The sequence below is a fragment of the Amedibacterium intestinale genome (assembly GCF_010537335.1).
Lineage (GTDB): Bacteria > Bacillota_I > Bacilli_A > Erysipelotrichales > Erysipelotrichaceae > Amedibacterium > Amedibacterium intestinale.
This window is the reverse complement of record NZ_AP019711.1, coordinates 2,364,845-2,377,273: the sequence shown is the minus strand read 5'-3', so window position 1 is coordinate 2,377,273 and position 12,429 is coordinate 2,364,845. Positions and strand designations below refer to the sequence as shown.

General features: G+C 34.6%; 10 protein-coding genes and 2 tRNA genes. 5 read left to right on the top strand and 7 right to left on the bottom strand.

Annotated features, from left to right (window positions below; genetic code table 11):
* Window positions 1-4 precede the first annotated feature (4 nt).
* The 4 genes from A9CBEGH2_RS11850 (at window position 5) to A9CBEGH2_RS11835 (ending at window position 3,582) form a co-directional block, all read left to right on the top strand.
* Window positions 5-78, top strand: a tRNA-Trp gene (locus A9CBEGH2_RS11850).
* A 104-nt stretch (window positions 79-182) separates the two neighbouring features.
* Complete coding sequence (gene pyrR / locus A9CBEGH2_RS11845) at window positions 183-698, top strand: bifunctional pyr operon transcriptional regulator/uracil phosphoribosyltransferase PyrR (RefSeq protein ID WP_115715736.1); 516 nt, start codon at window positions 183-185, stop codon at window positions 696-698.
* An 11-nt stretch (window positions 699-709) separates the two neighbouring features.
* A complete protein-coding gene (locus A9CBEGH2_RS11840) occupies window positions 710-1,735 on the top strand; it encodes a M42 family metallopeptidase (RefSeq protein ID WP_163104885.1) in 1,026 nt (341 codons plus the stop codon).
* A gap of 89 nt (window positions 1,736-1,824) precedes the next feature.
* Window positions 1,825-3,582: a M3 family oligoendopeptidase gene (locus tag A9CBEGH2_RS11835; RefSeq protein ID WP_163104883.1), complete on the top strand. Its 1,758-nt coding sequence runs from the start codon at window positions 1,825-1,827 to the stop codon at window positions 3,580-3,582.
* A 44-nt stretch (window positions 3,583-3,626) separates the two neighbouring features.
* On the opposite strand, the gene A9CBEGH2_RS11830 is transcribed toward A9CBEGH2_RS11835, so the two are convergent.
* The gene (locus A9CBEGH2_RS11830) at window positions 3,627-3,932 is read right to left on the bottom strand and encodes a hypothetical protein (RefSeq protein WP_115715739.1); all 306 of its coding nucleotides are present in this window, start codon (window positions 3,930-3,932) and stop codon (window positions 3,627-3,629) included.
* A gap of 143 nt (window positions 3,933-4,075) precedes the next feature.
* On the opposite strand from A9CBEGH2_RS11830, the gene A9CBEGH2_RS11825 reads away from it, so the two are divergent.
* Window positions 4,076-4,161 (top strand) — tRNA-Leu (locus A9CBEGH2_RS11825).
* A gap of 97 nt (window positions 4,162-4,258) precedes the next feature.
* Here A9CBEGH2_RS11825 and A9CBEGH2_RS11820 read toward each other — a convergent pair.
* From A9CBEGH2_RS11820 to A9CBEGH2_RS11795, 6 genes are all read right to left on the bottom strand, one after another.
* Window positions 4,259-5,761: a murein hydrolase activator EnvC family protein gene (locus tag A9CBEGH2_RS11820; RefSeq protein ID WP_115715740.1), complete on the bottom strand. Its 1,503-nt coding sequence runs from the start codon at window positions 5,759-5,761 to the stop codon at window positions 4,259-4,261.
* 17 nt (window positions 5,762-5,778) lie between these two features.
* The gene (ftsX, locus tag A9CBEGH2_RS11815) at window positions 5,779-6,687 is read right to left on the bottom strand and encodes a permease-like cell division protein FtsX (RefSeq protein ID WP_207657653.1); all 909 of its coding nucleotides are present in this window, start codon (window positions 6,685-6,687) and stop codon (window positions 5,779-5,781) included.
* Window positions 6,688-6,851: 164 nt separating this feature from the next.
* Window positions 6,852-7,823, bottom strand: a complete 972-nt coding sequence (gene mreB, locus A9CBEGH2_RS11810) for a rod shape-determining protein (RefSeq protein WP_118276842.1) — start codon at window positions 7,821-7,823, stop codon at window positions 6,852-6,854.
* 276 nt (window positions 7,824-8,099) lie between these two features.
* Window positions 8,100-10,001 carry an extracellular solute-binding protein gene (locus A9CBEGH2_RS11805; RefSeq protein ID WP_118361745.1) on the bottom strand — a complete coding sequence of 634 codons (1,902 nt, stop codon included), beginning with the start codon at window positions 9,999-10,001 and terminating at the stop codon, window positions 8,100-8,102.
* On the bottom strand, window positions 9,998-10,840 hold the full coding sequence (locus A9CBEGH2_RS11800) for an ABC transporter permease (protein ID WP_115715744.1): 843 nt from the start codon (window positions 10,838-10,840) through the stop codon (window positions 9,998-10,000). Before A9CBEGH2_RS11800 ends, A9CBEGH2_RS11805 begins: the two co-directional genes overlap by 4 nt.
* The gene (locus tag A9CBEGH2_RS11795) at window positions 10,841-12,418 is read right to left on the bottom strand and encodes an ABC transporter ATP-binding protein (protein ID WP_115715745.1); all 1,578 of its coding nucleotides are present in this window, start codon (window positions 12,416-12,418) and stop codon (window positions 10,841-10,843) included. It abuts the gene before it with no gap.
* Window positions 12,419-12,429: the final 11 nt, after the last annotated feature.

The following is a 12,429-nucleotide window of genomic DNA, read 5'->3' as shown; positions in this document are numbered from 1 at the left end:
GCATAGGGGTATAGTACAATGGTAGTATAACGGTCTCCAAAACCGCTGATGGGAGTTCGATCCTCTCTACCCCTGCCAGTTAGTAAATAACGTCTTTACTTACGTAAAGGCGTTTTCTTTTTATTGCGATTTTCTTCTTAAAACGATATACTAATGGTAGTGTTTTCAAGAGGAGGATATACATGGAAACAAAGGAAATTATGGATGCTATATCTATCAAACGTTCTCTTACACGTATTACACATGAAATCATTGAAAGAAATAAGGGTGTAGAAAATATTATTCTAGTTGGAATAAAAACAAGAGGTGCTGTATTGGCTGGATATCTTGCGGATAGTATCGCAAGAGTAGAACATGTCGATGTTCCCTGTTATGCTTTAGATGTATCCCATTGGCGAGATGACAGAGAAGAGGCCTATCCGATTCCTGAACTAGAAATGCCTGTAAAAAACAAAAAGGTTATTTTGGTTGATGATGTATTGTTTAAAGGAAGAACGGTACGTGCTGCAATGGATGCGATCATGCATTATGGAAGAGCAAAAGAAATTCAGCTTGCGGTATTAGTTGATCGAGGACATCGTGAACTTCCTATTCGTGCAGATTATATTGGTAAAAATATTCCTAGTTCTTTACAGGAACAGATACGTGTAAAAGTAAATGACATTGATGGATGCGATGGTGTTTATATTAGTAAATAGAGGTGTTAAATATGAATAAAGAATATGTGTGTGATTTTGCGAAAAAACTTCTTCAAATTGATTCTCCTACAGGATATACAAAAAAAGCAATTGCTTATGTAGAAGAAGAAGCAAAACGCTTAGGATATGAAACAAAACGCAACAACAAAGGCAATTTATGGATTTATGTAAATGGAAAAAGCAATGAAAAAACGATTGGTTTATGTGCACATTGTGATACATTAGGATTAATGGTGCGCTCTATCAAAAGTGATGGGAAATTAGCTCTTACCAATTTAGGAGGACCTATCATTCCTACCCTTGATGGTGAATATTGCCGTATTTATACAAGAGATGGAAATGTGTATACAGGTACAATTCTTTCTACTTCTCCTGCAACTCATGTATATAAAGATGCTTCTACAAAAGTACGTGATATCGATAATATAGAAGTGCGTATTGATGAAGTCGTATATGCAAAGGAAGATACAGAAAAATTAGGTATTCAAAATGGAGATATTGTCGCAATCGACCCAAAAGTACAAATTACAGAAAGCGGCTTTATTAAATCTCGTTTCTTAGATGACAAGATTTCTGCTTCTGCATTAATGGGTGTATTGTACGAATTAAAACAGAAAAATATTACACCATCTTATAATCTAATTTTTATGATGAGTACATATGAAGAGGTAGGTCATGGAATGGCGCATATTCCTTCTGAAATCAGTGAACTTTTGGCAGTTGATATGGGATGTATTGGTTTAGATCTTGCCTGCACTGAACAGCAGGTATCTATATGTGCAAAAGATTCCAGTGGTCCTTATGATTATGACTTTACAACACATCTGATTACACTGGCTAAAGAAAATAACATTAATTTTGCCGTTGATATTTATCCTATGTATGGTTCTGATGTCAGTGCCGCAAGAAGTGCTGGCAATGATGTTAAAGGTGCTTTGATTGGTCCTGGGGTTCATGCTTCTCATGGTATGGAAAGAACGCATATTGATGGTGTTATGGAAACCATGAAATTAATTCTTGCCTATATTTGTGAATAATGTTTGCTGTCATTTTTTAGAATGGCAGCTTTTTTCTATGCCAAAATAAATTTATGTTATATAATAAAAAAAACAAGGGAGGTATATATATGAAAGATACATGGTCATTAGATATCTTATATAAAGGATATGATGATACTTTTCAAAAAGATATCAAAGCTTTTGAGAAAAGCGTAAAACAATGTGATGAATTAGCAGCATCTTTATCACATGACAATGAAAAAGAAACTTTAGTAAACATTTTAAAAACAATGGAAGAAATGGCACTTTTACATATGCGTTTAGGTGAATATACAGCTCTTCGACAATCTACAAATACAACCGATTCGCAAACAGCTGCCTATGACAGTCAAATCACAAGAATTGCATCTTCTTCCAGTAAGGCAATTGCTGCATTTCATCGCTATATTTCTGAAACAGATAATTTAGATACTCTTATTGAACAAGATGAATTTTTAAAAGATTATCATTATTTACTGCATACGATAAAAGAAGATGGAAAGTATCTTTTAAGTAATGATGTGGAAGATGTACTATCCAAAATGAATATTTCCGGTGGAAATGCATGGGAAATGATGCACAGCTATCTAACAAGTACATTAGAAGTAGAGTATAAAGGAGAAACAACAACCTTATCTGCTATACGAAATCTTGCTTACGATGACAGTCAGGAAGTAAGAAAAGAGGCTTATGAAGCTGAATTAAAAGCATATGATAAAATCAAAGATGCAATTAGCTTTTCTTTAAACAACATTAAACAGCAGGTATTATGCGAATGCGATTTGCGAGGATATGAAAGTCCTCTTGCTATGACACTGCATCAATCCAGAATGAAAAAAGAAACTTTGGATGCTATGTTAAGTGCTATGAAAGACTATATGCCTATTTTCCATAAATATTTACGTCGTAAAGCAGAAGTTATGGGATATAAGAACGGACTTCCCTGGTATGAATTATTCGCACCAATGGGAAAAACAAATACAAAATTTACAATTGAAACAGCGAAAGACTATTTAATCAGTCACTTTTCTCCATTTGCCAGCGATATGGCAGATATGATGAAACAGGCATTTGAAGAAGAATGGATTGATTTCTATCCTAAAAAAGGAAAAGTAGGAGGAGCTTTCTGTGCAAATCTTCCATTTGTAAAACAAAGCCGTGTTTTAACGAATTTCGATGGAAATATTGGAGATGTGGTAACTCTAGCACATGAATTGGGACATGCATATCATGGTATGATGATTGAAGATCATCGTATCTTAAACACTGACTACTCCATGCCAGTTGCAGAAACTGCATCTACTTTTAATGAAAATATCATTATGAATGCTGTTATCGAAGAAGCAAGCGATGAAGAAAAACTTGTATTGCTGGAAAATCAGTTACAGGATCTTACGCAGATTATGTGCGATATCTATTCTCGTTTCTTATTTGAAAGTGAAGTATTTGAGCGCAGAAAAAATGAATTCCTGTTTTCAAAAGATTTAGAAGAAATCATGTTAAACGCACAAAAAACTGCATATGGAGATGGATTAGATCCAAATTACTTGCATCCTTATATGTGGGTAAATAAAGGGCACTACTATTCCTCACAGTTAAGTTTCTATAACTTCCCATATGCTTTTGGAGGTCTGTTTGCCAGAGGTTTAATTGTAAAATATAAAGAGATGAAAGAAAACTTTGTACCTAAATATCGTGAAATGTTGAAAGCCACAACAGTTTCAGATGTAGAAGATGTCGCTAAAATCTTAGATATTGATTTAACATCAAAAGATTTCTGGATCAGTAGTTTAGAAACCGCAAAAAAAGATATAGAAACATTCCTTTCTCTAACAGAAAACAAATAACACAAAAAAGCTGCATAGATTTCATTCTGCTGCAGCTTTTGTATTTATTTTTCAATTTCTTTTTCTTCTTGCGTACTTTCTAGACATAAAGACATCACATGCGTTAAATTTGTAAGTTTCCCCATAACTACGCCTAATCCATAACAAAGAATAGCATATGCAAAATATGGAGCACAATAAGTAAAATAATTATCTAAAGCTGCAGTGATATTTATGCTTTGTCCAGCCTCTGCATAATTCGATATCATCACATATGTCTGCCAAATATAAAATACTGCAATACCAAGAAATACGACTGCCGCAACATAAAACAAAATGCTTGCTGCAGAGATTTTAAGCTCTTTTTTCATCTTTTTATCACCTTTCTATAACGCATTCTATTATCATATATTATTATGGGAATAAGATGTGATATATAAATTATTTCAATAACTTTTTTAGACAAAAGAGTAGCTAATTCAACAGAAATAGTGTATGATTATGGACGTAAAATGCAGAAGTGGTGGAATGGCAGACACGCTATCTTGAGGGGGTAGTGGGCGTATGCTCGTGTGGGTTCAAGTCCCATCTTCTGCACCATTGAAAATTACTGGACTACTTGCTGGTCCTTTTTATTATATATATACCAAAAGCAGCATCTTTCCTATAAATAGGATTCGATACTGCTTTTATACTTTTAATATCCCCAGAAAGTTTCTGGACGCATTCGACAAGGAGCACTTCCACAAGCTTTTGGATCTATTCCCCATCCTACTCCAAAAGATAAGTCTTTTGGATAACTATAATATCCTGTATTATATCTTTGTACTGCTGTCTCTAATGAAATATTTCCAAGATTAATAACTTCTATGTGACAGTGTGGCCCTGTTGAGCTTCCACTATTTCCAGTATAGGCAATTAGCTGTCCCTGACTGATCATACTTCCAACTGGGGCAACTGTTGATGTTAGATGATAGAAGGAAATTGCATAGGTTGTATTGTTTGCGCGAACAACAATGGTCATATTATTTCCTGTCGTATTTGGAATTCCACATTGATTTCCAAGATAACCATTATTGGCACATCCATTATATGTCCATATAACAATTCCATTTGCCGGGGCCACTACAGAAAGTCCTGTTGCACTGTAAGTACCGAAATCCATTCCTCTATGAACACCGCCATCTGGATAAGCCCATGTTCCTGCACTTCGATACCATTTACCCTGAATTGGTACAATTAACCCGCTGCTTGGCTTAAATCCTCCACCACCAGAAGAGCCTCCTCCGTTTGAGGAATCTCCACCACCTGAGGAATTACCTCCATTTGAAGAATCTCCTCCACTTGAGGAATCGCCTCCATTAGAATTATTATCATTTCCATTATCTGGTTCTTCTTTAGGAATGATAGATGTATCAATGGTAGGAAGATTGGATTGTGCTAACTGCTTACGAATCTTCGCATCTAGAAGTTCATCTTCCTGTTTTCGATATTTGCTCATCAGCTGATCATTCACTGCCTTTAGTTCTACAGCCTTTTCCTTATTATTTTTCAAAGAAGCTTTCTGTGTTTCAAGCATATCCTTTTGTTTTTGTACTTTCTCTTTATCTTGATACAATTCTTCTTTTTCTTTATTTAAAGCTTTTATTTGTTCTGATTCATACGCATTCAATTCACCTAGAATTTCTGAACGGCGCAATAAATCCGCAAAACTGCTTGAACCCATCAAAAAATCAACGAAATTGTTACTTCCTGTATAAACCTGCATCTCTACAAGTCTCTCTCTCATCTGCTTATCTCGTTTTTCAATGTTTTTTGCCTTCTCATCAATTTTCTTATTTAAAGAAACGATATTTCGTGAAATCGCATCAATGCTATTTTGCACATTAAGAATTTTAGAATCGAGATTTTTAATAGTATCATTATTTTTCTTTAATTGTTCCGTTAATTTATTAATATCATTTCCAACAGCACTCAACTGTGATTTTATATTTTGAATATCCTTGTTTAAATTTTGATTCTGTTCTTGTATGTATGCCTTATATTCTTCGCATTCTCTTTGTGTTTCTTCATCATAAATAGCAGAACATTTCTGATTCATCTCTTCTTCTCTTCCCGCAAAACTTTTTGCCTGCACTGGATAAGCACACATTATAAACAGTGAACTGCTTAATGTTAAAAGAAGTAATTTTTTTCTCATCGTATTCACACTCCTTCTTACCGTTTCCATCTAAGATAACGACTAGTTGAAAAGAAACTTCCAATAAGCCCCACAAGAATACCAATTCCTGCAAGCAGTATAGAAATATGTAAAGTCAATGGATATACCGGCTGTAAAGTAAACATGCTGCTAAGCATAATGCCATTTCCTAAATCATATATCCACTGATATATGACGATTGTTAATACAATCGGAATCACTGCACCTATAAGACCGATAATCATCCCTTCCAGCATCATAGGAAAACGAATATTCCAATTGCCGGCACCAACAAAACGCATAATCGCAATTTCAGATTTTCTTGTATAAATCGACATTTTAATTTTATTAGATATTAAAAACAATGCTACTAAAATTAAAAATGCAATAAATATCATACTTCCTTTTTGTACTGCAGAAAAAGTTTCCAGCATGGACGCGGTTGCCTCTCCTCCATAATCCGCTTTTACAATTCCTTTTTCTTTTTCAATCAAAGCTGTTGTATCCGCAATTTTACTGCTGTTTTTTACTTCTATAACAAATGTATCACGAATAGGGTTCGTTTCTCCTTCATACATATCGAATAAACTGCTTTCATCTGCATATTCTTTTTTATAAGCTTCTAATTCTTCATCACCAGTAGAAAGCTGCACACTTTTTACATTATCCATTTTCTCAATTTTTTCCTGCAAAGCAGCTTCTTCTTCCTGTTTTACAATTGGATCAATTGATGCACGTATTGTAACCTGACCCTGAATATTCTCTCCAAAGTTTGAAAGATTACTTGTTAACAGCAGGAAGGAAGATATAAGTACTAAAGTAATTGTAACTGAAAAAGCAGCTGACATTGCTAAACCGAAATGACGAGCTAAATTCTTTCCTGTCATTTTTAATTGAAATTTAAAATATCTATATAATTTCTTCATATAATCACTCATTATTCCTTACTTTATATCAATCATATGATACCTTACCCAATATAAAAAGTAAAGATTTCTAACACTTTTCACATATTCGTTTCACATTTTTAAAAAGAAAAATTTCTTGATAACAAAAACCATTCTGCTATCAAGAAATTCAAAGCATTATTTTATAAATTGTTTAACATGATATTACATCCATCAACAACACAATGCAGTGCATTTTCCGCAATATACACAGGAATTTTTAATTCTTGTTTTAAAAGTTCATCAAGTCCATGCAGCAAAGATCCACCACCTGTACAAACAAGTCCTCTTTGCACAATATCACTTGCTAATTCTGGCGGAGTAATTTCCAAGATTGTTTTTGTCGCATGTATAATTTCCTGTAAACTGTCATGGATATAAGACTCTACTTCGTTTGAATTGATTTCAATTGTATGTGGAAGTCCTGTTTCTACATCCCTTCCACTTACGGTAATAACTTCTGGATTTTCCATTTTGATAGCTGTACCAATTTTCTGCTTGATTTCATCTCCAGTCTGCTCACCGATATACATCTTTTTATGTAAACGTACCCCTTCTATAATGTCATGAGAAAGACGATCTCCTGCCACTTTTATAGATGTAGAACAAACGATATCTCCTAAAGATAATACCGCAATATCACTGGTTCCTCCCCCAATATCTAGTACCATGTTACCACTTGGTTTTCCAATTTCAAGACCTGCTCCAACAGCGGCCACTTTTGGTTCTTCTTCCAAATATACTTTTTTCGCACCGGCACGATATGCACAGTCACGAATTGCATTTTTCTCTACCGATGTAATTTTTGTTGGATGACAAATTAAAATCACATTGCGTTTGAACCATCCTTTTAAATTACATTTTTTTAAGAAATAATTTAACATCATATCGGTTGCTTCATAATCCGCAACTACTCCATCTTTTAATGGACGGATACAAATCATGCTTTTTGGCGTTCTACCAATCATTTCTCTTGCTTCTATACCTGCCGCAATACATTTTTTTGTAGATGCATCAACTGTAATAATCGAAGGTTCATCTACAATGACTCCACTGTTGTTTAAACACATTAACAAATTTGTTGTACCCAAATCAATACCTATCTTTGTTACCATTTTACTTACACTCCCATTTATCAATAAAACTACTATCATAATATACTACACATAACAAAAAAACGCAAAACAAAGAAAGAACAGAAGACAAAAAATATTACAATTCAAATATACTTGCATGCAACAAAACAAAAATTACAAGAAAAAGTATTGTTTCCTTTTACTAGCAGCATGCTGAAAACAGATATTTAACTTTACTTTTATCTAACAAAAAATCATAACCATAGTAAGAAAAAGACAGTACAAAGAGATAAATCTTGTCTGCCTTTTCCAATTTTATTCTGCATTTGATGCGATAACTTTTACTTTACTGAATAAGGAAGAAATGACTTTTTTGATTTCTCCATCATATTTGAATACTTCATCATTTTTATTTCCAGTTCTTGGAATGTACGCATTGATACCTTCATAATCTGACTTAGATAATTCTTCCATAACTTGTTTATTTGGAGACGTATATCCTACCTCACTGGAATTATTCATAGCTCCTTCATAGCTGGAAACAAAGTTAATAAACTCATGAGCTAATTCTGGATTTTTTGCATTCTTAGGAATTACCATTGCATCACTCCACAAGTTTGTACCTGTTTCTGGCATATAGAATCCCATATTTTCATTTTCACTCATAACATAAGCTGCATCTCCAGAATAAATTAATCCTAAAGCTTTTCTTCCCTGTGCCATGTTATCAATGATCTCATCCGTAACAATTTCAGGCTCCATCGTTTCTACACATTGTACAAGCCATTCATATGCTTCTTGAAGTTCATTTTCATTTTTTGTATTCATAGAGTAGCCAAGAGCTTTTAAAGCCATCATAAAACTGTCACGTTCAGAATCATATAAGTAAATATCCCCTTTGTATTTTGTATCAAGGAAGATATTGAACCCTTCTTTTTCCAAATCTTTGATATCCACTTTTGTTTTGTCATAAACAATTCCAACCGTTCCCCAGAAATATGGAACAGAATAATCATTGTTTGGATCATATGGCAAACCTTTTACACCATCTGATAATAAATCCATACAGTTTAATTTACTCTTATCCAGTTTCTGCAACAAGTCTTCACTGATTAAACGTTCAATCATATAATCACTTGGCACAATAACATCATAAGAATCCCCATTTGCCACCTTGATATACATTTGTTCATTGGATTCAAAATTTTCCATAACAACTTTCGCACCTGTTTGTTTTTCAAACATAGGAATGACTTCCTGCCCTGTATATTCTCCCCAGTTATATACATGCAGTGTTTGTCCTTTAAACTTCCCTGCACCATTTTGCATATGCTGTAATCCAAAGAAAGATGCTCCCGCAACTACAACTACAAGAAGCAGTGCAAGCAAACTTCCTTTTCTTCTGCTTTTTTGGACTGGCTGTTTTTCTGCTTTTTCTTTTTTACTGTTTCTTATCATTGGAAGTACATTAACGATAAGCAATACAATTGTAATGAGTACAACTACCAAAGTAGAAATCGCATTGATACTTGGATTCACACGTTTGCTCATCGTATACACCATGATACTTAGGTTTTTAACCCCTCTGCCTGTGACAAAATAAGAAATGATAAAATCATCAAAAGACATAGTAAAGGCAATTAACGCACCAGATATGATTCCCGGCATAATTTGTGGAACCATAACTTTTGTTAGTGCCTGCCAAGGCGTTGCCCCAAGATCCATTGCTGCATCTGCTAAGTTTGGATCCAGTGATTTGATTTTTGGCATTACCGATAACATTACATAAGGAATACAAAAGGCAATATGTGCCAAAAGCATCGTAATATATCCTTTTTCAATCTGGAACGTAATAAACAGCAACATTAATCCAATCGCTGTTACAATTTCCGGATTCATCAAAGGAAGATCATTTACCTGTGTAACAATTTCACGTACTACCTTACGTGATTTGGATAATCCAATAGCGGTAATCGTACCAATGATAGTGGATACGATCGTTGCGATAATAGCTACACTAAATGTCGTATACAGGGAAGAAACCATATCATTGGATTCTAACATGTGTGTATACCATTTCAAAGAGAATCCGGTAAAGTTTGTAAGTGATTTGCTTTCATTAAAGGAAAAGACGATCATAAAGATGATTGGCAAGTAGAAAAACAGAATCATCAAAGTCATGAGTCCTTTTCCAAACAGTCTTCTCTCTTTTTTCATGATTCTTTTTTCTTCCCTCCTCTATTTCTTTCTTCCATCTTTCTTACGCCCATCATCATAACCATCATCAAGACAGCCATGACCATGGAAATTGCACTACCAAAGTTCCATTCTCCAACGGTAATGAACTGGTTTTCAATCACATTTCCAATTAGGAAATACTGTCCTCCACCAAGTAGTTTTGGTATAAAGAAGGAACTCACAGCAGGAAGAAATACCAGTGTAATCCCACTGATGACTCCTGGCAAAGACAAAGGAAAGGTAACTCTCCAAAATGTCTGAAAACGATTTGCACCTAAATCACTACTTGCCTCCAGCAAGGAAGTATCCATTTTACTTAAAGAAGCATTGACCTGCAAAATCATAAAGGGAATAAAGTTGTATACCATTCCCAGCAATACAGCCCCTTCTGTATATAGAAGCTTTGTATCGCCAAGACCAAACCATCCTAAAATTTGCTGTGCAATACCTCCATCAGATAAAATTCCAATCCATGCATACGTACGTACCAGCATATTGATCCACATAGGAAGCGTAATCACCAGCACTAAAATATTACGTACACGATCAGAACTTCTTGCGATAAAGTAAGCAATTGGATAGCCTAAAAGTACACATATGATCGTTGTTTTAATCGCAATAACAAGAGATCTCCATAAGATAAGGAGAAAGTCAGGGTCGGTAAAAAAACGTTTAAAATGATCCAGTGTAAAAGAAAAACTAATAACGCTGTTCCCCTGCGTTGTTACAGAATATAGGAAAATCAGTAACATTGGAAGAAGCAGCATGATTGCACACCAGATCATATATGGCCATGCTAGCTGTGAAAAACGTTTCATTTAGAATCCCATCTTTTCCATGACATGGATATCTTGCGGGAAGAATGTTAAACCGACCTCTTTTCCTTCCTCCACAAAATCTGTCGTGTGAATTTTAAATTCTCTACCAGTTGTCCAGAACGTAATTTTGTATACACCTTCACTGATATTTTCATCATCGAAATCATAATCTACACTGATATCCACAGCTTCATTTTCATCAGACAGTTTCCATCCCTGTGCATTTGCCCATGTTTTCAAATCCGTATCAAGTGCTACAGATTCTTTGATTTCATCTACTGTTTTAAAGAAGTTAAATGCCATAACTGCTTCATTTGCTTTTTCATTTTTTACAAATGGCTGATTAACAACAAAAATGGTTCTTTGAATGGATGTTCCATTGGATGTAGAGAAAGTTACCGGATATTCTCCAATTTCTTCTTTTAATTCATATTCAATCTTACTAATGGAGATGTACTCATCCGTTTCTGGATTCCATGCCTGTGCATCCGCACGTGCAACGATTTCTTTATCATCTAATTCTTTCAAGTCTTCAATATCCACATAGAAATCATTCGCACTTATTTTTTCTTTTCCATTTTCTGATGTGACATCATGATTTCGAATGACATGCATATTTACGCTCACAGAAGTTCCAGGTACTGTTTCTACCATAACTTCATAATGTACTCCTTTAAATAATACACTTAAGACTTCTCCTGTCATCTTTCCATCTTTCACATCTACAATATCAATATCTTCTGGACGAATGACAACATCTACCGGCTCATTCTGTTTATAACCAAAATCTACACAGTCAAACACCTTGTCATCAAACTTCACTTTGTAATCCTCCAGCATTACTGCAGGAAGAATATTGCTTTCCCCGATAAAACTTGCGACATAGCGATTTTGCGGTTCATTGTAAATATCTTCTGGTGTTCCTACCTGCTGAATTTCTCCATCCTTCATAACAACGATCTTATCAGACATTGTCAATGCTTCTTCCTGATCATGTGTTACAAAAATAAAAGTGATTCCAACTTCCTGCTGAATACGTTTTAGTTCATACTGCATTTCTTTACGCAGTTTTAAATCCAACGCCCCTAATGGTTCATCCAGCAATAATACTTTTGGCTCATTTACCAAAGCTCTGGCAATCGCAACACGCTGCTGCTGCCCTCCGGAAAGAAGCGTTACATTCTTATTTTCATATCCTTCTAATCCAATCAGCTTCAACATTTTCATGACTTTCTGCTCAATTACGTCTTTGCTCATTTTCTTGATTTTTAAGCCAAACGCAATATTTTGATAAATTGTCATATGAGGAAATAAAGCATATTTTTGAAATACCGTATTCAACTCTCTTTTATAAGGAGGAACATTGCTGATATCTTCCCCATCAAAAATAACGGCACCTTCATTTGCCTCTAAAAAACCACCAAGGATTCTTAACAAGGTAGTTTTTCCACATCCACTAGGCCCTAACAGTGTTACAAATTCGTTTTCATAAATATCTAGATTGATTCCTTTTAATACAATCTGTCCATCGAAGTCTTTCACAATATTGCGAAACTGAATCAGTTTTTTCTTTTCCATACGACATCCTC

What these genes read in the sequence shown, in the direction of transcription:
- A9CBEGH2_RS11800 (WP_115715744.1), bottom strand. Translation starts at nt 10,840, where the DNA reads ATGAAACGTTTTTCACAGCTAGCATGGCCATATATGATCTGGTGTGCA.
- A9CBEGH2_RS11820 (WP_115715740.1), bottom strand. Translation starts at nt 5,761, where the DNA reads ATGAGAAAAAAATTACTTCTTTTAACATTAAGCAGTTCACTGTTTATA.
- A9CBEGH2_RS11830 (WP_115715739.1), bottom strand. Translation starts at nt 3,932, where the DNA reads ATGAAAAAAGAGCTTAAAATCTCTGCAGCAAGCATTTTGTTTTATGTT.
- ftsX (WP_207657653.1), bottom strand. Translation starts at nt 6,687, where the DNA reads ATGAAGAAATTATATAGATATTTTAAATTTCAATTAAAAATGACAGGA.
- A9CBEGH2_RS11835 (WP_163104883.1), top strand. Translation starts at nt 1,825, where the DNA reads ATGAAAGATACATGGTCATTAGATATCTTATATAAAGGATATGATGAT.
- mreB (WP_118276842.1), bottom strand. Translation starts at nt 7,823, where the DNA reads ATGGTAACAAAGATAGGTATTGATTTGGGTACAACAAATTTGTTAATG.
- A9CBEGH2_RS11805 (WP_118361745.1), bottom strand. Translation starts at nt 10,001, where the DNA reads ATGAAAAAAGAGAGAAGACTGTTTGGAAAAGGACTCATGACTTTGATG.
- pyrR (WP_115715736.1), top strand. Translation starts at nt 183, where the DNA reads ATGGAAACAAAGGAAATTATGGATGCTATATCTATCAAACGTTCTCTT.
- A9CBEGH2_RS11795 (WP_115715745.1), bottom strand. Translation starts at nt 12,418, where the DNA reads ATGGAAAAGAAAAAACTGATTCAGTTTCGCAATATTGTGAAAGACTTC.
- A9CBEGH2_RS11840 (WP_163104885.1), top strand. Translation starts at nt 710, where the DNA reads ATGAATAAAGAATATGTGTGTGATTTTGCGAAAAAACTTCTTCAAATT.